This window comes from Sorangium sp. So ce887 (genome assembly GCF_051521455.1).
GTDB lineage: Bacteria > Myxococcota_A > Polyangia > Polyangiales > Polyangiaceae > Sorangium.
In genome coordinates this window covers 9,859,305-9,878,488 of record NZ_CP150354.1, presented here as the reverse complement: position 1 = coordinate 9,878,488, position 19,184 = coordinate 9,859,305, and the positions used below count along the sequence as shown (strand labels likewise).

Genomic DNA, 19,184 nt, shown 5'->3' with positions numbered 1-19,184 from the left:
CATGGCGCCTGCCTTGGGTGCCCGGCGAGCCGACATCTCGTGTGAGCCGGACAGGAGCTCGGCGCACCGGAGACCGGAGCGCCCGGTCGACCGTTCCCCGTCGACGTATCCCTCGCGAAGGAGCGCTTTTATGTCTGTGAAGAGAATGGATATCTCGTGCCTTGTGGCGTGCACCGCGGCGCTCTCGCTGGGCCTCGTGCATTGCGCCTCGGCGCCGAGCGCGGGACCGGAGGATCCTGCCGGCCTGCGGGAGGCGCCGCCGGCGACGGCCGGGACGATCGCGCCGGCCGGCCCGCGGGCCCCCATGAACGCGAATCCTCCGCCCGGGCCCGAGACGCCGCGGACGAGCTACCTGCCTGTGGAGGACAAGGAGCCGTTCGCGGCGATGGTCGCCCGAATGAAGGCCGACAAGCCCGCGGTGATGAAGCGCCATCAGACTCTGCTCGAGGAGCGGTACGACCTGTCGAGCCGCGCTGCGCAGGGGGTCACCATGTCGCGCGGCAAGCCCGTCCAGGCCGGCGTGCGCGTGAAGCTCTCGAACGGGGCCACATGGGATGCGCTGGCCGCGCTCACGCCGGATGCCATCCGGGAGCGGGGGCTCTGGCCGAGGGGCTTCTTGCCGCTGCCCCACCCGAACCACCCGGAAGGCGGAATGGTCTTCCCGAAGGTCCAGATCGACGAGCTGAAGCGCCAGACAGGGCGCGAGCTCACGCGTTTCGATCTCGACTTCGACCTGCCGGACCACCTCATCTCCGAGTTCCCGGCGCCCATCTATCTCACCACGCGGCCCGACCTGGGCGACGTCTCCAAGGGGCAGCTCGTCACGATCGACAATTTCTACGAGCTCTTCAACGGCATCCTGACGCCGAAGCAGCTCGAGGGGCTCCGGCTCCTCGTCACGCCGTTCCCGCAGATGCAGTTCAACGCGACGGCGGACCGGCGCTCGGAGAAGGCGAGCCTCGGCGTCGCCTGCCTCGATTGCCACGCGAACGGGCACACGAACAACGCGACCCACCTCGTGGGCGACACGAGGCCGCAGGAGTTCCGGCACCGGGTCGACACCCCGACCTTGCGCGGCGTGAACATCCAGCGCCTCTTCGGCTCGCAGCGCGCGCTCAAGACCGTCGAGGACTTCACCGAGTTCGAGCAGCGGGCGGCGTACTTCGACGGCGATATCGTCATCGCCGTGAAGAAGGGGATCAACATCCTGGATCGCGGGCACCAGGTGCACGCGATGTCCGAGTTCCAGGAGATCCTCGACTTCCCCCCGGCCCCGAAGCTCGGCGTGGACGGGCGCCTCGACCCCGCGAAGGCCACCCCGGAGGAGCTCCGCGGCGAGCAGGTCTTCCACGGCAAGGGCCGGTGCGGGACGTGCCACGCGGCGCCGTACTACACCGATAATCTGATGCACAACCTGCGGGCAGAGCGCTTCTTCAAGCCCGAGCTCATCAACGGCCGGATGGCCACCGCGGACGGCCCCATCAAGACCTTCCCGCTGCGCGGCATCAAGGACAGCCCTCCTTATCTGCACGACGGCCGCCTGCTCACGCTGGAGGACACCGTGGAGTTCTTCAACCTCGTGCTCGGCACGAAGCTGACGGCGCAGGAGAAGGCCGACCTCACGGCGTTCATGCGGGTCCTCTAGTTTCTGGTCCCGCGTGTCAGAGGTCCTGGCGAGACTGTGCGCCGCCCGCGCGCGCTCGCTCCTACAGGCGCTCGATGAGGAAGCTTCGGGTCTTGCGTCGCAGCATGCGCGCGCGCGGGATCGCCGCGCGATGGCGCGGAAGCGTGCACGGCCTGTGCCGGCGCCGGCCGGCGGCGCGCCTGCCCGACGGCGGCGCCGGCCGGCGGGCGCGACAGCCGCGGACGCGACAGCCGCGCACTCACCATGACCTCGTGGTCTGATGTGGTGTGCCTTGCGTCCATCGCGCGGCGCGCTGCGGGGCGCCTGGCCGAGGGGGTCGACGGCCCGCGGCGGAGGTGATAGGCATGCTCTTCATCATGCCTGAAGCCTCTCGGATCGACGACCTCGACCGCTTCTTCGAGCTCTCTGTCGACATGGTGGGAATCGCCGGATTCGACGGATACTTCAAGCGCATCGGTCGGGCGTGGGAGCAGACGCTCGGCTTCTCGCGCGAAGAGCTCCTGGCCACGCCCTTCCTCGACTTCATTCATCCCGAAGATCGCGAGCGCACCGTGACCGAGTCGGCGAAGCTGCTGTCCGGCGACTTCACCGCGACGTTCGTGAACCGATATCGATGCCGTGACGGCTCGTATCTGTGGATCGAGTGGAACTCGGTAATCTACCCGGACGATGAGCTCGTCTATTTCGTCGCGCGCAACATCACCGAGCGCAGGCGCGCCGAGGAGGCGCTGGTCGCGGCCGAGTCGCGGTACCGGGCGGCGATCGACGGGAGCCTCGACGGGTTCAGCGTGCTGCGTCGCACGGTCGGCGAGCCGGGGGAGACCGTTGATTTCGTGTTCACCGAGGCCAACCTGCTGGTGAGCCAGGTGACGTCGAGGCCGCGCGAGGAGATCATCGGCCGGCGGCTCGTCGAGGTCTTTCCAACGGTTCACGATTCCGGGCTCTTCGATAAATACGAGCGCGTCTTTCGGACGCGCGAGCGGCTCCTCGCGGAGACGGAGAGCGTGCTGCCCGGGGGCGAGAGCCTGTGGCTGCAATACCAGATCATCCCGCTCGACGATGGCGTCGCGGTGACGGTCAGGGACATCACGACGTCCAAGCGGCTGGAAGCGGAGCTCCGGGAGGCGCTCCAGCGCCGGGAGAGCGACGCCGAGGAGCTCCAGCGGAAGAACCGCCAGCTCGCCGAGGAGAACGCCGAGCGCGAGCGCGCCGAGGCGCTGCTGCGGCAGCAGCAGGAGACGATGCTCGCGATGTCCACGCCGATCATCCAGGCGTGGGAGGGCGTGCTCGTGCTGCCGGTCATCGGCACCGTGGACACCGCGAGGGCGGCGCAGATCATGGAGCGGCTGCTCCCCGAGATCGTCCGGACACAGGCGCGCTTCGCGATCCTCGACCTGACCGGCGTCAGCGCGGTGGACGCCGCGACCGTGTCGCACCTGCTCGCCGTGGTGCGCGCGACGAGCCTCCTCGGTAGCCAGTGCCTCGTCTCCGGGATCTCGCCGGCGATCGCGCGGACCATGACCGAGATCGGCGGCGCGGAGGGGGCGTTCCTGACCTTCGGGCTGCTCCAGAGCGCTCTCCGTCACGCGCTCTCCCGCTGCAGCGCCTAGCGGCGCCTCCGCTGCTTCTGCTGGACCGGGTGCGGTGCATCTTGCGCTGTGGGCGAACTCTCCGGCGGCGTACGCGCCCCACCGCCCCGGAGCCCAGAGGTCGGCCTGCCCAGGGTCAACTCGGTCCCATTGAAAAAGGGCCCTGCCACCGTGAAGGATCTCCTGGCCATTCCTGAGGAGGAGCGATTCCACGAGATCATCGGCGGAGAGATTACGACCTTCACCCCGCGCGCCTCAGTCCGCGCGTGAGCGCCGCTCGCACGCGCCAGCGGAAACGTCTGCCACGCAGGCACCGCGAGCTTACCGGCGAGCACGAGCGCCAGGCCCGTCGAGGGCCGCTCGCTGCGCACGCCGCCGAGCCCCTGCAACATCAGCGCTAGCGCTTGCATCGAGCCGCGGACCTGGCTACGTCAGCGTCTCCGTGACTCCCGCCCCCTCGCCCTACGGTGTCCTAGGCCCCCTCGACGTTCCCCTCGGCCTCGGCCTGCTCCGGCTGGCCACGGAGGGGCGCCCCTCAGAAGAGGAAGCGACCGCCGTCATCCACGTTGCCCTCGATCAAGGCATACGCCTCCTCGACACCGCCGACTCCTACTGCCTCACCGACCGCGAGGTCCACTATGGAGAGCGCCTCGTCCGCAAGGCGCTCGACGCGTGGTCCGGCCCGCGCGACGACGTGCGCGTTGTCACCAAGGCGGGCCTCACCCGACCCAAAGGGCGATGGGTCCCGAACGGCAGCCGCGACCACCTGCGCCGCACGGTCGAGGGCAGCCTGAAGGCGCTCGGCGTCTCGCGGATTTTCATGCTCCTCCTCCACGTGGCCGACCCCAAGACCCCCCTCGAAGAGAGCCTCGCCGCCCTCGCCGAGCTCCAGAAAGAGGGCCTCATCGAGCACCTCGGCCTCAGCAACACCGCCATCGCGGTGGTCCGCCAGGCCGAGCGGCACTTTCCGGTGCGCGCCATCCAGGAGGAGCTGAGCGTTCTCGATCGCGGCAGCGCCGCCCGAGGCCTCTTCGAGCTCGCCAAGCACATGGGCATCCCGTTCCTCGCCCACCGGCCGCTCGGCGGTCACGCCAAGGTCGATACCCTCTTCAAGAACCGCGCGATCAAGCCCATCGCCGCGCGGCACAGCATCACGCCCCAGGAGGCGGCCCTCGCGGCCCTGCTCGATCTCGGCCCCCCGGTCCTTCCCCTGTTCGGGGCGACCAGGCGTGCGAGCGTCGAGTCCTGCTTGCGCGCGTTCCGGGTCCCCTTTGGCGCGCGCGATCGAGCCGACCTCTCGAAGACCAGCTTTGCGCCCACGGCCGATGTGCTGGCCTCGGTCGCGCCCCCCGTGATCCCCGCCGGCCTGCGCAAGCTCGATCCCGGAGAAGGCCCCGGCGATGCGCCCGAGGTGGTCGTGGTCATGGGAATTCAAGGGGCAGGCAAATCGTCGGAGGTCGCCCGCTACACGGCCAGAGGGTACGCGCGCCTGAACCGCGATGAGCTCGGCGGCACGCTCGACGGCGTGGTCAAGAAGCTCGGAGAGCTGCTCTCCTCGGGGCAAACGCGGGTGGTCCTCGACAATACGTACGGCACGCGCGCGTCGCGCTATGCGGTGCTCCGGATGGCGCACGCGCACGGCGTGCCGGTCCGGTGCCGGTACCTGGCCACGCCCATCAACGAGGCCTACGCGAACGTCGTCCTGCGCGTCCTCGAGCGCCACGGCAAGCTGCTCGGGCCGGAGGACATGAAAGCGCTCGGCAAAGAGGATCCCAACCTGCCGCCGCCGCAGGCGCTCTCGCGGTGGGCCGCGAATTTTGAGGCGCCGCACGTGGATGAGGGGTTCTCGGTGGTCGAGGAGATCCCGTTCGCCCGGCGCGTTGATCCGCTCTTCACGGGCAAGGGCCTGCTCCTCGACGTCGACGGCACGCTGCGAAGGACAAAGAGCGGCGAAATCTACCCGCGCGACCCCGACGACGTCGAGCTCCTGCCCGGTCGGCGCGCGGTCCTGGAGCGCTGGGTCAACGACGGATATACGCTCTTCTTCGTGTCAAACCAGAGCGGCATCTCGAAAGGATCGGTGACCGAAGAGGCTGTCCTGGCCGCGTTCTCGCGGACGATCGAGCTCCTCGGCCTGCCCGTGGCCGAGGTCGTGTACTGCCCGCACCCGGCGTTTCCGGTCGGCTGCTTCTGCCGCAAGCCGCTGCCGGGGCTCGGGATATGGCTGATCCAGCGCCATAAGCTCGCGCGCGAGCACCTGGTGATGGTCGGCGATATGGAAAGCGACCGGGAGTTCGCGCAAGCGCTCGGGGCGAAGTACATGACGGCCGAGGAGCTCTTCCCAGGCGAGTGAGCGCCCGCGATGGAGAGCTACCAGGCGCCCCGTGTCCGTCGTCGTTGTTGCTGGTCCTGTGCTTCTTCCAGGAGGGATGGGCTCGAGCTGCAGCGGCTCGTCCGGGTGGCGCCTGCCGAGAGGGCGTGTACTTCGTCACCAACGCGATCTCGTCGCGCCTGCACGCCCTGCACGCGGCGAGCCGTCCGCGCGCGTGAATTGCGTCATCGATCTGCGGCACGGACCTTGCTGACTCGCGACCCGTGAATCAGCTGCTCAGCGCGCTCCTCGTCGCTTTCGGAGTACTGGCTTGGCCGCGTCTCGCTCAGGCAACGTACAGCATTCATTGTTCGAATACGCGCGTCACACTGATCGTCAACTACGGTGGCGAGGGCGAGCTCGTCGCGATCGCCTACTCGGCGCAGGACGAACCAGCCCCAGCCTACCTGGAGCCGACCTTCTGGCGCATGGCCGGACAGCAAGTGCTTGCACTTCGCAAGCGCGCGGACGCTGACAGGCGGCAGTTTCATCTCGGCATTCGCGGCAGGCACGCGGTATTGATCTTCCGGCAGCAGCGCCATTTCCTACGCTGCGACTGGGATACCGAATGATGTCGGGGGCGCCGCGGGCGACGCTGGGGAGCTCGCCGCGACCGATCCGTCGCCTCGGGCGGCCTTGGTCGCCTCGCTCGCCAGCACCCTGAGCCGCTCCGTCGCCCTCGGGGATGAGGTGGGGGGGCGGCGCGGCGGCGGTGGACACGAAGGCCTCTGCCGAGCCCGCTGGGGGCGTCGAGGAGGAGCGTGGTCTGCCCCTCAGGTCTTGTCCGCTCCGCTTGACGGCGCCATCAAGTCGTCCACGAACCGGCGCATCAGGCGCACCAGGTCGCTGAAGTCTTCCTCACTCCACTTGGCGAGGATAGGGGCCGCAAGCCTCTGACGCGCGGCGTCCAAGGCGTCCGTCACCTGCCGCCCCTTGTCGGTGATCACCGCCTCATGGATGCGACGATCGGCTGGGCTTGGTCGACGTTCGATCAGCCCCAGGCTCTCGAGCTTTGCGACCTGGCGGCTGACGGTCGTGTAATCGCGCCCGGCTCGGTCCGAGAGCTCGACCACGCCGATCGGCCCGAAGCGCTCGATCCCCACCAGCAGCGGAAAGAGGGCTCGATCCAGGGAGAGGCCCGCCTCCGCGAGCAGCGTCTGATCGCGCTGCGGCTGGTTCATGAGCGCGATCAGATCGACCATGGCTCCGTGGAGCTCGCGGAGCTTCTTTTTTGTAATCCGTGTATTTTGCACAAATTTTCTTGACGCTTCGGAAGGCGTAACTATATGCATAGTACACATATACGAAACGCAGTCCAAAAAATGGCGGAGCTCGCAGTGGAATTTAATTTTTCGACGGATGTCCTGATCGTTGGCGCAGGTGCTGCTGGGTTGACCCTGGCCATTGAGCTCGCCCGTCGGGGCGTTGCGTTCCGACTCATCGACAGGCTGGACGGGCCGTTTCGCGGCTCGCGCGGCAAAGGGATCCAGCCGCGCAGCCAGGAGGTGTTCGAGGATCTGGGCATCCTCGACCGCGTCGTCGCGACCGGCGGCCTGTACCCACCCCCGCGGGAGTATCGCCACGACGGCGGCTACGAGGAGTCGCAGATCCTGGAGCCTCAGGACCCGACGCCTGGCGAGCCCTATCGTCTGGCACTCCTCGTGCCCCAGTTCCTGACCGAAGCCGCGATGCGCGAGCGTCTGGCGGAGCTCGGGAGCTACCCGGAGTTCGGCCGCGAGCTGAGGAGCTTCGAGCAGGATGGCGAGGGCGTTAACGCCCGCATCGCTGGCCCGACGGGCGAGGAGACCGTCCGCGTCCGCTATCTCGTCGGAGCGGACGGCGGCCGCAGCGTCGTACGGCACGCGCTCGCGATCGGCTTTCCCGGCAAGACCCTGGGGGTGCGCGCCGTCGTCGCCGACGTCGTCCTGAATGGGCTCAGCAGGGACGCCTGGCATCGCTTCAACGAAGGATCGATGGAGAAGCAGATGTCGCTGTGCCCGCTCGTCGGTACCGACATGTTCCAGTTGCAGGCGCCGATTCCTCTGGAGGGCGATGTCGATCTCTCCGCGGAAGGCCTTACAGCGATGGTCGCGGGCCGCACGGGTCGAGGCGACATCGTGATCCGTTCGGTCTCCTGGGCCTCCGCCTACACCATGAACGCGCGCCTCGCCGACCGTTACCGGGACGGGCGCGTCTTCCTCGCCGGCGATGCCGCGCATATCCACCCGCCGATGGGTGGGCAGGGCCTCAATACGAGCGTGCAGGATGCCTACAACCTCGGCTGGAAGCTCGCCGCCGTTCTGGCAGGTGCGCCGGAGACGCTGCTCGCGACCTACGAGGAGGAGCGCCGGCCAATCGCCGCGGAGGTGCTCGGCCTGACGACGAAGCTTCTGGAGGCGGCCAAGCGAGGCGTCATGCGCCGCGGTCGCGAGGTGCATCAGCTCGATCTGGGATACCCGGAGTCGTCGCTGGCCATGGAAAAGCCGAAACGCAGCGGCGGCATCCTCGCGGGCGATCGAGCGCCGGACGCGCCCGTCCGCGGCGTGGCGGGGATGCCGACACGGCTCTTCAAGCTCTTCCAGGGTCCGCATTGGACCTTGCTGGGTTACGGGCTGGACCGGCTCTCGGCCGTCAAGCCGCGCCCCGGACTTCACATCCACGCCGTCGGGCCGCACGGCGACATTGTCGATGATGGCGGCCATCTCCGCGCTGCCTATGGCGTGTCGCTCGGCGACTGGGTGCTCGTCCGGCCGGACGGATACATCGGCGCCATCGTGTCGTCCGATCATGCACCGGCTCTGGAAGCCTACCTTGCCAGCGTCGGCCTCCCATCACGGGGATGACAAGGACGAGAGCGCGCTCTCGCCACGCCGCGTAGGTGAGGGCGCTCGCTCGATAGCGCCGGAACCGCGGTCGCTGTTCTGGGCCGTCAGTCGAGCTCGGAAGCGATGTAGGCCTGCAAGTGGCGGACGAGGTGATCGAACATCAGCCGCACGCGGCGGTGGGTCTTGAGGTCGCGGTGCATGACGACCCAGACGCCGAACTCGAACTCCAGAGCGTCGGGCAGAACGCGCACCAGCCGGTCGCGCTTGGCAAGGGCGACCTGGCAGACTCCGATGCCGAAACCCGCGCGCAGGGCGGCGTACTGACCGACTTCGTTGTCACATCGGAAGCTGAAGATGTCGCGCGTGACAGGGATCGGGAGCTCGGGTAGCTCTAGCTGCGCTGGTTGTTTGTCGAAGCCGATAAGTGGATGATCGCGCAGCTGCTCCAGGGTGTACGGCGTGCCATGCACCTTCAGGTAGCGCGGGTGGGCGTGAAGCCCCACGTGGAGGACGCCCAGCTTGCGCGTCACAAGGGCGCTCTGCGTCGGGCGCACATTGCGGACGGCGATGTCGGCTTCGCGACGCAGCAGGTCCTGGTTGCGGTTCGAGAGCACGAGCTCTACGGCGATGCGAGGGTGCGCTTCGCGGAAGGCCGCAAGCGCTGCGGGCAGCACCTCGGTACCGAGCATCTCGCTCGCCGTGATGCGCACCGAGCCCCGCAGCTCGTGTTCTTCGCCGGAGACCGCTCGCCTCAGCGCGCTCTCGGCGCTCGCCATCGCTTCGGCGTAGGGCACGAGTGCGACAGCGGCCGGAGTGACATCCAGGCCCCGCTGTGAGCGTGTGAAGAGCGAGATGCCGAGCGCTTCTTCGAGCGCTTGAAGGTGGCGCCCGATCGTCGGCTGGGAGAGCCCGAGAGCGCGCCCGGCGCCCGACAGGCTGCGCTCGCGGACCACCGCGAGAAAGGATCGATAGAGCTCCCAGCTCGGTTCCGTGGCCATACGCAAATGTATAGCATATGTACGTTTGTGTAGAACCTCATTCCGCGAGCGGTGCGCTATGTTCGTGAGCAAGGAGATCCTCTATGAAGTCTGCGAACCTACAGTCCGAGCAACTACCGAGCGTGTCAGTGGTTACCCCCGGCGGCCCCAGCCCCCGAGCGGACCGGACCGGGCGCGGGCTGATGGCCTTGAACGCGGTCCTCACCCTCGGCGCATTCGCGGGCGGTGTACGGATCATCGTCAGCGCGGCCGACGACCGCTTGGTGGTCGAGGTTTGGCGGACGTTCGCCTACGTCGTCTTCGCCGGCATGTGGGCCCTGATCGCCGCCTGGCCGCGACGGCTACCGGGTGTGTGGGAGCTCGTGCTCTTCCACAAGCTCGCCGTCACCGTGTACTACTTCGCGATCGGCGACGTGCCCGAGGCGCCGTTGGCCGCGCGGATCGACCTCTGGCTCGTGTCGACGACCGCGCTCGCCTACGCGCTGTGCCGCGGCTGGTATGGCTGGAGGACCCTCACCTCCTCGCCAGGGAGCAGCGGACAGCCCGTCAGTACGGCCGGATGACACTCCGCATCCTCTCTCGACGAGCGGGCCTGACGTCGTACACTTGGGGGCTCGTCGGTGGTCCCGAGCGACTCGCTCTCGAGGACGTCTCCGAGCGCCTCCAGCTACCCCATCGTGGCGATCCTCACCGGACGGTGAATTTTGGTGCCGAACGGTGAATTTTGGCAAGCGCCGTCGCATCTATGGCGGGAAGCTACGAGCACTGGACCGTGCAGCTCGACGGGCGCAGCGCGGCCCGGCGGGTATGGGCCTTTGCAACATGCTCTGTGCGGCATGTCAATGCCTCTCATTTCGACACGACGACGACCCGCGGCATCGGATGTGCTCTTTGCCCCGTGCGCTCCGGTGCGAGCGCCCCGAAAGCGAGGAAAAACGATGCGTCATCACGGCAAGATTGGCTCTTTGCTATTCCGTACGTTTGGCTTGTTGTTCGGCATCGCGCTGCTGCCCGATGCGGCGCACGCGGCCACCACCGCGATCACGTACACCATCGGCCACATCGATTGCGGCGCGGACAGCAGCTTCGCGCTGTACATGAACGGCACGCTGCTCGACACCGTGCGAAGCTCGAACGACTGCGAGTGCAACGCCAGGCCGCTCCGGGTGAGCATCACCGATCCGACGTTGCTCGAGCTCTACAACCCCGCGAGCTGTAACGACTTCCAGGTCGCGACGGTCGGTGATGATTCCGTTGCGTGGGGCTACGTGCGCGTCGACGTCGCGTCGGACGAGGGGGCGGCGTCAGCGTGCCTGTTCGACCGCAACGTGACCAGCTTCAGCGTGCGCTGCGCCGACCGGTATGTCTGTTACGGCGGCGTCACGCTCAACCTCGGCTCCGTCGGGGGCGCGGACGGGGATGGCGACGGCGCCACGGCGGGCGCGGGCTCGGGGTGCGACAACTGCTTGGACGCCTACAACCCGGACCAGAGCGACGCCGACGGCGACGGGTTCGGCGACGCCTGCGATCGCTGCGTGGGCCCGGGGTCGGACGACAGCGACGGCGATGGCGTCTGCGATGGGGCGGACAACTGCGCCGCGACCGCCAACCCGGATCAGAGCGACGCCGACGGCGACGGGTTCGGCGACGCCTGCGACTACTGCGCAGGATCAGGGTCGTACGACGGCGACGGCGATGGGTTCTGCGACGACGGGGTGGACAACTGCTACCAGCACAACCCGGATCAGAGCGACGCCGATGGCGACGGGCTCGGCGACGCCTGCGACGAGTGCGCAGGCCCGGGGCCGTACGACATCGACGGCGATGGGCTCTGCGACGGAGAGGACAACTGCACCGCGGCCGTCAACCCGGACCAGAGCGACGCCGACGGCGACGGCGTGGGCGACGCCTGCGACAACTGCGCGGCCACGCCGAACCCTGGCCAGGCCGACAGCGACGGTGACGGCGTGGGCAACGCCTGCGACGCCTGCGCAGGCTCGGGCAGGGCAGACGGCGACGGCGATGGGCTCTGCGACGGAGAGGACAACTGCACCGCGACCGCCAACCCGGACCAGAGCGACGCCGACGGCGACGGCGTGGGCGACGCCTGCGACGTCATCTGCGTGACGATCCAGCGGGGCGTCTTCGGCCAGGTGGCGGACACGGCGATCTGGGCGCTGTACCCGAGCTACAACGAGGGCAGCTCTCCCTATCTCCACACGGGCCTGAGCAACGGCGCGGAGACGAACGCGCTGTACCGTTTCGAGCTCGACTCCATCCCGTACGGCGCCACCGTCGAGTCGGCCACGTTCAGCACCACGCTCTACAGCTCCGGCACGGGCGAGATCCGGGTGCACCGCATCAGCGCCTCCTGGGCGGAGTCCACGGTGACCTGGAGCAGCTTCGCCGACAGCTTCGAACCGGCCGTCGAGGCGACGTTCCTCGGGGCGTCGTCCGGCGTCGCGACCGTCGACCTGACCGCGCTCGTCCAGGCGTGGGTCGACGGCGTGCACCCGAACCACGGTTTCCTCCTGGAGGAGGACCTGACGGCGCTCACCAGCTACCGTTCGAGCGAGCACGGCATCCTCGGCGACCGCCCCTCGCTTGAGGTGTGCTTCTACTGATCGTCTCCTGACCCCGGCCGCTTCCGCCGTCGGTATCTCGACTCCCATGGTCGCCTTGTGGACCTGGCAGAACATCTACCCGGACTTCCCGGTCGAGGTCTACCGGATCGGCGGAGGGAACGTCCCCGTGGCTGAGTACGCCTACGGCCTCGACAGGGGCGTCGTGCCCGGCGAGCGCGCGTTCGGCGTCATTCACGGCGGGTGGGCGAAATTCGATGTCATCGATCTCGGCGGCGCCGAGATCACGCGAACGGAGTACCAGGTGGAGGGGGAGCGCAACACCGTGGCGCACGTCGACGGAGGTCTTCGCTGGGCGATCGGCGCTGGGCAGCGGCGCCGGGGCAGTCGGCGGGGCGGTGTCGACAGGCGAAGGGTCGGGCGCGTTGCGGCTCGGCTCCTCCTTCTTCTTTCCTCCTGGAGGCCGGCGAGGTGGTCCTCGCGCTCTGCGCGCAGCTCGGCATCCTCCTGGGCGTACGAGAGAAACACGCCCGCGGGGCTCTTTACCGGACAGTCATTCGGTGTGCCCGTGCCGGGCTGGCCGCTCGTGGCGTCCTCGGAGCGCCGAGCAGCGCGCGGAGAGCTTTGGCGTCGGCGGGTCGCTTATCGCGCGCTTCCGCGGGGAATGCCGAGGCGGTCCTCGTAGGCGTTCAGGACTTTCACGAACGCGGGCCGCTCTTCGCAGCGACGGCGGTGGTTTTCGACGTTCGGATACTTGGCGAGGATCTCCGTCTTACGAAGTTCGCGCAGCACGCACGTGAGAATAATGTCGGCAACCGTGAAGTCAGCCCTCGTGATGAACGGTTGAGCCTGCAGCATTTGGTCGATCGTCGGCAAGAAGCGATCGAGTATCTCGACATGCCAAGGGCGCAAGGCCTGTAAATGGGGATTTGAGTCGCCTTGAAGATCGGCAAATAGAATCGGCAGCGAAAAAGGCTCGATGTTGTTCAATGACGTGATCGTCCAGCGATAGACCTGCGCGCGCCCCTTCAGATCAGAAGGAATCAATTTTCCGGATTTCTCCGCAAGATAAAGCAGAATCGCACCCGACTCCGTCAAAATATACCCGTCATCATCGATCGCCGGAACTTGCTTGAATGGCGATACCATTCCGAACTCGACTTCGTCCTGAAGACCGTTCGGACCGCAATCGAGCCCGACGGCCTCGTAGGCGATTCCACACTCTTCCAGCGCCCACATCGCACGGAGGTCGCGCGTGTAACCCCAAAGAAACGGCGGCAATGATTTGAAAACGTATACTTTCATGAGGCTGACCTCATCCCATGATCGAGTGAACGCACTGGTTCAGAAATAGCATGGGGTGAGATGACGTTAAATATCTTCATGGCCTGCCGCCGAGGGCCGGAGGATAGGCATGTTGGGAACGTGGCGTCCGCAACCTCGTCCCCGCAGATCCTCGCAGGAGCCGACCGCACCGGTCCCACCGGTGACGTCGGCGCATCTCCGCCGTCGCCTGCGGGCGGTGGCACCGTGCTCGCTCGTGTCCAGGCGCTTCGCCCCGCTGCGCGGGCGCCTGCGGCGGCCCGGACACGAGCTGCGCGCGGTGCCTCACGTGAAACGTGGGCGACGGCGGAGGGGCGCTCGCTGGGGGCTCGAGCTCGGGGCAGGTGGACCAGGCTGGCGGTGAGGGCGACGTCGAGCCGAGCGAGCTCATGACAGCGAGCCTGCGGAAGGGCTGGCGCCCTGCTCTCGTCGAGGCAAGCCTTGGATTGCAGAGCAAAGCAGCTATGCAAGGGGGCGCCAATGCAGAGATACATCGGTCTGGATGTGCATGCCGCCGGCTACGGCGCCTCGACCACCGTGCGCGACTCTTTCGCCTGGATCACGTCGGGGAGCAGGAACGGCACCAGGTGCGTCTGGTTCTTTCGCCAGAGCTCCGCCTGATCGCGGAAATGTGGGCTCTCGGCGTCCCAGACATTGCCTCCGGGAATGGCGTTCCACGCCTTCGGCCCCGCCGGGTCGAGCTCCACGACGAGCCGTTGCGACGGGCCGTGGACGTACCGGAAATCCGGTGACTCGTCGAGCGCCCACGAGAGGCGGTAATCCGAGGAGTCCACCGCGAACTCGTCGCCGCCGCGCGGAAAGCCGCCGCTCCAGAGGGGATCGCTTGGCGGAGGGATGCTGAGGCTGCTGAAGAGGGGGACGAGCGCGTCGAAGGTGACCGTGTGAAAGGCGCCCCAGCGGGGCGCCGCAGCCCCGGAGCCGCCCTGTTGATCGAGCCAGGCGAGGGCGTCCAGCAGGGCGCGCAGCACGCGCTCGTCCCTGGACTCGACCGCTGGCGTGCCCATGTCGTCCCACAGCGTGCTGTCCTGCACGGCCGGATCGAAGGTGGCGAGCTGCTCCCGATCGGCGGAGAACAGGTGGAGGAGCGCCTTCGCCGACAGCTCCCGGGAGAACGACGAGAAGCCCATCTGGCCGAGCTCGTCGCCCAGCACCCGGCGCACCACCCGGACGAGCCAGAGGTTGAAGACCAAGGTCGCCTCCGAGGCGCGGGCGTCGATCGCGCCGGGGCCATCGCCCTCGTCCGCGAGCGGCATGGCGGTATCGAGATCGATGCCGGCGGCCGCCTTGTAGTCCGCCTCCTTGCCCCAGCCGTCGAGGAGCGCCCGCAGGGCGGCGAGGCGCTGCGGGTCGTATGCGGCGTCCGCGACGATCGCGCTCAGATCGGGGTGAGTACCGGGCGTCGCGCGCTCCTCGTCGGCGCGGTCCATGGCGCGGAGGAGGTGAGGCACGAGCCTCGCGCCGAGCGCCGACTTGATGTCGCCCTGGATCGCCGCGCAATCCTCCGGCGACAGAGGTCCCTCGTGGGCATCGATCCGCTCCTGGATGCGGCCCTCGCGAAACCCGATGTCGAAGCTGCAACCCAGGTACATGGGGGTGCCGTCGGGGAGCGCGCCGTTCGATGGATCGTTGTCCAGGGAGTCCCCGATGGGGTCGTTGTTCGCCGTGGCGATGTATCCCGCCGGCGGGTTCTTCGCCCGGGGGATGAGGTGCTCGGGGAGCGTCCCGGTCCACTCCGCGGTCCCGTCGCCGGGGAGCACCATGCAGGGGAGGACGCCCGTATAGGTGGCCGCGTCCCAGGCGAACGCCTCACGAGACCGCGTCGGGATCGCCGCGTGCGTCGTCCAGAGGATGTCGCCCGCGGCGTCGCCCATCACCCAGTTCTGCGCGCCGACGCTGAATTTCGAGAGCGACTCCTGCGCATCATCGACCGAGCGAGCGCGCAGCAGGCCGAAGATGGCCTCCAGCTCCTTCGTCGGCTCCAGCCCCGTCCAGCGGACGCTGAGCGCCCCCACGGCCGGGTCCGGATCCACCACCGCGTGGTCGACGATGGTCGGCAGGAGCGGGCCGTGATGGGGCACGATCGGGACACGGTAGGTATAGGGCTCCCTGCCAGCGATCGCGATGACCTCCTCGACCGTCTGGAGGGGCACTGGATTGCCCTTGAAGAGCACGGCCTTGCCGTCGGGCGTGAGCTTCTCGGCATAGACATCGGTGACATCGTACATCGCGACCGTCGCTCCCCACCCGACGTGCTCGTTGTGGCCCAGGATGATCCCCGGAATCCCGGGGAAGGTGACGCCTCCGACGTGAACATCGCGGCTCGCGTCCTTGCCCTCGGGCGCGGTGACATGGATCGAGACGGCATACCAGACGGCCGGCGCGCTCAGCGACAGGTGGGGATCGCTGGCCACGAGCGCGTGCCCCGTCGCGCTCCGGCTCGCGTGGATGGCCCAGTTGTTCGAGCCGAAGCCCTCCGGGGCGACCTTGCTCCTGGCGCGCTGGACCGCGCTCAGATAGCCGGTCAGCGACGAAATGAGCTTCGCGCGGCCCGGCGCGGCGCGGCCCGGTCGTCGCGCGCGAGACGCTCTCTTCGCCGCCTTGTCCTCCGCCTTCTGCGCCTTCTCCCGCGCCGGGGAGGCGGGGTAGCCGCTGCTGGTCACCGCGGGCTCGGAGGGGGCGAACCTCAGGAAGTCCCGCTCGAAGCCGGCGCGCTTCTGCGCGAGCGGATCGGCGCTGCTCGACGCGAACGTCGTCCGGGCGGCGTCGAAGAACTGCTGCATGGTGATGTCCAGCTCGGCGTCGAACGACAGGAGGTAGCTCTGGAAGCGGCTGATCACGAGCGAGTCGACGCCGCCCCAGTCGGTGAACGCCTCGGCGGGTATCCCCATCGCGCCTTCGGGGGGGAGGATGTCCCCGGAGCGGATCTTCCTGAACACCTGGGTCACCCCGTCCGCGTACGCGTCGAGCATCTGGCGGAGCTCCCCCTCGGGGAGCGCGTCGTACTGGGCCCTGGCGATCCGACCGAGCCCGACATGGCGGAGAGCGATGTCCTGATCGATGGTGGTGGGATCGAGGTCGCCGAAGAGCTCTGCGAGCCTCCCCTCGGCGGTGCGCCGCAAGATCTCGAGCTGAAGCGCGCGGTCGCGCGCCGTCAGATACCCTTCGACGCGCATCGCGTCCACGAGGTTTTCGGCATAGATATGGGGCCTACCGTCCCTGTCCTGGACGACATCGACGGCAGAGAGCAGGCCGTCGATGGTGAGCCGCCCGTCGACGGGCAGATCCGGCCGATCGCCGAGTGGACCGAACGTCGCGGAGGAGGGCGGGCTGCCGTCGGGCGCGCCCGCGTCGGGATCGCTGGGCGCGCCCGCGTCGGGCGCGCTGCTGCCGGGACCAGGGTCGTCCGAGCACCCGAGCATGCCCGTGAGCCCGGTGACCAAGGCGAGGACGCAATGTGCCGAAGATAATGACAGTCGCATGAACGCTCCTTGGTAGGATGGAAGCGAGCCACCGCGGCGGTGTCGTCGCGCGACGCGGTGGCTGGAACAGCACGTCGTCAAGCGCGGTAGGGTTCGGAGCTCCTTTCGCGGCAGCATGGGCCAGGGCACGATCGGCAAGAGGGAGCGTGCCTTGGCGCGGTGTCTGGGCCAGCATGACACGCAGACGCCGCCGCGGCCCGTGCCGGACCGCCGCCGCGCCAAGCTGTCTGAATCTTACCTTCTCACCCGATGTCGTGCGCGCTTCGGGCCTATTTCGCTATGTGCCCGCCGAAGGAGCGTGTCTTCATGGGGCCGAGCGGGCCCCTGCCGGGGCGCAATGGGGCGCAGAACTTTCGAACCACCTGCGCCGCGCCGGCATCCGTCGCCCTGAGCTGTTCGAGATCACGGACTCGAGGTTGAATATCCGCTTGCACGACACCCGCGCGACCTTCATCACCATCAAGCTAGCGAACGGGCGCACCGAGACGTGGATCTCCGATCGGAGCGGGCACAAGTCGAGCCGTCAGATCCACCACTACAAGCGCGCCGCGCGCAAGGCCGCTGAACTCGGCCTGGGCGACTTCGCCCCCCTTGATCAGGCCATCCTCGAGCTCCGAGGTATGGGCGGGTCGGTCGGAGGAGCTCTCGTGTTGGTGGGACCGGATGCCGGGGCGGCGAGCGAAGGGGGCTCCTTCGGCGCCGCGCCGTCGAGTCAGGCGCCGACACGGCGACCGGCGCGCCGTGCCAGGGGGCGTCCCACGCCGAGGGATCAGGCCGCCTCGTCTCCGCGGAGGCCGTACGCCGCCATCTTGCGCTTGAGCGTGTTCCTGTCGATGGCGAGCGCGCGCGCCGCGCGGGAGATGTTGCCCCGATGCACCCGGAGCGCGCGCCCGATCGCCGCGCGCTCGGCCGCCGCCACCGCCTCCGCGAGCGGCGCGACGTCCTCGCCGCCGGCCTCCGCCCCCCGCGCGCCCGCGCCGCCGGCCGGTCGCCGCGCCGCCGGCTCCGCGATCTCCGGCGCGAGGTCGCCCACGTCGACCGCGTGATCGCAGAACACGCCCCACCTCAGCACCTCGGCGCGCAGCTCGCGCACGTTGCCCGGCCAGGGGTGCTGGTGGAGCCGCCGCAGGGCCTCGCGGGTCACCTCGAGCCCGCGCTCCTTGCGCCGTGCCCGCACCTCGTCGAGGAACGCGTCGATGAGGATCTCGATATCCCCTCCTCGCGCCCGGAGCGGCGGAACCTCGATGGTCGCGCCGCGGAGCCGGTAAAAGAGATCCTCGCGGAACGTCCCTTGCTCGACCATGGCCCCGAGGTCGCGGTGCGTGGCCGCGAGGACGCGCACGTCGAGCTCGATCTTCGCCTCGCCGCCCACCCGGCGCAGCGTCCCGTCCTGGAGCACGCGCAGGAGCGAGGCCTGCACCCGCGGCGACAGCTCGCCGATCTCGTCGAGGAACAGCGTGCCGCCGTGCGCTTGCTCGAAGACGCCGCGCCGCCGCCCCGCGGCCCCGGTGAAGGCGCCCGCCTCGTGGCCGAACAGCTCGCTCGCGAGCACGCCCTCGGCGAAGACGCCGCAGTTCTCCGCGATGAACGGGCCCCGCCCGCGCGGGCTGTGCTCGTGGATCGCCCTGGCCGCGAGCTCCTTGCCGGTCCCCGTCTCGCCGACGATCAGCACCGGCACGTCGGTCGCGGCGACCCGGGCGATCCGGGCGCGGAGGAAGCGCATCGGCTCGCTCTCGCCGACGAGGACCACGTCGCGGGTGCGCGCCTCGGCCCGCAGGCGCACGACCTCCTCGCGCAGCGCGCGGATCTCGGGGAAGCCCTCGATGTCCAGCCGCACCTCGCGCACCGGCCGCGGGTGCGGGTGCGGCACGAACGCCGCCGGGATGACCTGGAGCATGCGCGCCGGCAGGATCCCCGCCTGCACAAGGATGACCCAGAGCGTCTGCGCCTGCGGCGTGCCCGCCGAGAGCAGGACGTCGGTGGCCCACGCCGCCTCTGGAAAGGCGCGCTTGAGCTGCGCCGAGAGCTTGCCGAGCGCGCGGAAGAGCTTCGCGTGGTCCGACGGATCGTCGACGTCGACAACGCGGAGCTCGACCCGCGGCGCCCGCGCCCGCGCCCGCTCGACGAGCGCTTGCGACGGCGCCTCGCCCGCCGGGATGGTGAGGACCACGATGGCGTCGTAGCGGCTCTCCTCCTGGTCCAGGAGCCGCAGCACCGGCCCGCGATCGCCCTCCGGCCGGCGGCCCTGGTGCGCCGGCGCCGGCCCGAGCGTGCCGGCGTCCGACCAGGTGAGGAGGAGGCGATTCACTGGTGCACCGTACACCAGACACGATGCACCGTGCACCACTAAA

At 68.8% G+C, this 19,184-nt stretch carries 12 protein-coding genes; 7 read left to right on the top strand and 5 right to left on the bottom strand.

Annotation, left to right across the window (positions count from 1 at the left end):
- Positions 1 to 304: 304 nt before the first annotated feature.
- The 4 genes from WMF36_RS36970 to WMF36_RS36955 all read left to right on the top strand — a co-directional run bounded on the left by WMF36_RS36970 (position 305) and on the right by WMF36_RS36955 (position 6,177).
- Positions 305 to 1,645, top strand: a complete 1,341-nt coding sequence (locus WMF36_RS36970) for a cytochrome B6 (RefSeq protein ID WP_437582004.1) — start codon at positions 305 to 307, stop codon at positions 1,643 to 1,645.
- A 356-nt stretch (positions 1,646 to 2,001) separates the two neighbouring features.
- Complete coding sequence (locus WMF36_RS36965) at positions 2,002 to 3,255, top strand: PAS domain S-box protein (RefSeq protein ID WP_437575518.1); 1,254 nt, start codon at positions 2,002 to 2,004, stop codon at positions 3,253 to 3,255.
- Positions 3,256 to 3,676: 421 nt separating this feature from the next.
- Entirely contained in the window at positions 3,677 to 5,587 is a 1,911-nt protein-coding gene (locus WMF36_RS36960) for an aldo/keto reductase (RefSeq protein ID WP_437575517.1), read from the top strand.
- A gap of 242 nt (positions 5,588 to 5,829) precedes the next feature.
- Positions 5,830 to 6,177, top strand: a complete 348-nt coding sequence (locus tag WMF36_RS36955) for a hypothetical protein (protein ID WP_437575516.1) — start codon at positions 5,830 to 5,832, stop codon at positions 6,175 to 6,177.
- Positions 6,178 to 6,378: 201 nt separating this feature from the next.
- On the opposite strand, the gene WMF36_RS36950 is transcribed toward WMF36_RS36955, so the two are convergent.
- On the bottom strand, positions 6,379 to 6,897 hold the full coding sequence (locus WMF36_RS36950) for a MarR family winged helix-turn-helix transcriptional regulator (RefSeq protein WP_437575515.1): 519 nt from the start codon (positions 6,895 to 6,897) through the stop codon (positions 6,379 to 6,381).
- A gap of 30 nt (positions 6,898 to 6,927) precedes the next feature.
- Between WMF36_RS36950 and WMF36_RS36945 the strand changes: the two genes are divergently transcribed.
- The gene (locus WMF36_RS36945) at positions 6,928 to 8,448 is read left to right on the top strand and encodes an FAD-dependent oxidoreductase (RefSeq protein ID WP_437575514.1); all 1,521 of its coding nucleotides are present in this window, start codon (positions 6,928 to 6,930) and stop codon (positions 8,446 to 8,448) included.
- Between the two features lie 86 nt (positions 8,449 to 8,534).
- Here WMF36_RS36945 and WMF36_RS36940 read toward each other — a convergent pair whose 3' ends face one another.
- On the bottom strand, positions 8,535 to 9,428 hold the full coding sequence (locus WMF36_RS36940; protein WP_437575513.1) for a LysR family transcriptional regulator: 894 nt from the start codon (positions 9,426 to 9,428) through the stop codon (positions 8,535 to 8,537).
- Positions 9,429 to 9,511: 83 nt separating this feature from the next.
- Here WMF36_RS36940 and WMF36_RS36935 point away from each other — a divergent pair, with 83 nt between their 5' ends.
- Together WMF36_RS36935 and WMF36_RS36930 are read left to right on the top strand one after the other, a co-directional pair.
- Entirely contained in the window at positions 9,512 to 9,991 is a 480-nt protein-coding gene (locus tag WMF36_RS36935; protein WP_437575512.1) for a hypothetical protein, read from the top strand.
- A gap of 423 nt (positions 9,992 to 10,414) precedes the next feature.
- Positions 10,415 to 12,052 carry a DNRLRE domain-containing protein gene (locus tag WMF36_RS36930; RefSeq protein ID WP_437575511.1) on the top strand — a complete coding sequence of 546 codons (1,638 nt, stop codon included), beginning with the start codon at positions 10,415 to 10,417 and terminating at the stop codon, positions 12,050 to 12,052.
- Between the two features lie 600 nt (positions 12,053 to 12,652).
- Here WMF36_RS36930 and WMF36_RS36925 read toward each other — a convergent pair.
- From WMF36_RS36925 to WMF36_RS36915, 3 genes are all read right to left on the bottom strand, one after another.
- A complete protein-coding gene (locus WMF36_RS36925; protein WP_437575510.1) occupies positions 12,653 to 13,315 on the bottom strand; it encodes a glutathione S-transferase family protein in 663 nt (220 codons plus the stop codon).
- 536 nt (positions 13,316 to 13,851) lie between these two features.
- A complete protein-coding gene (locus tag WMF36_RS36920) occupies positions 13,852 to 16,833 on the bottom strand; it encodes a penicillin acylase family protein (protein WP_437575509.1) in 2,982 nt (993 codons plus the stop codon).
- Positions 16,834 to 17,602: 769 nt separating this feature from the next.
- Complete coding sequence (locus WMF36_RS36915) at positions 17,603 to 19,141, bottom strand: sigma-54 interaction domain-containing protein (protein ID WP_437575508.1); 1,539 nt, start codon at positions 19,139 to 19,141, stop codon at positions 17,603 to 17,605.
- Positions 19,142 to 19,184 lie beyond the last annotated feature (43 nt).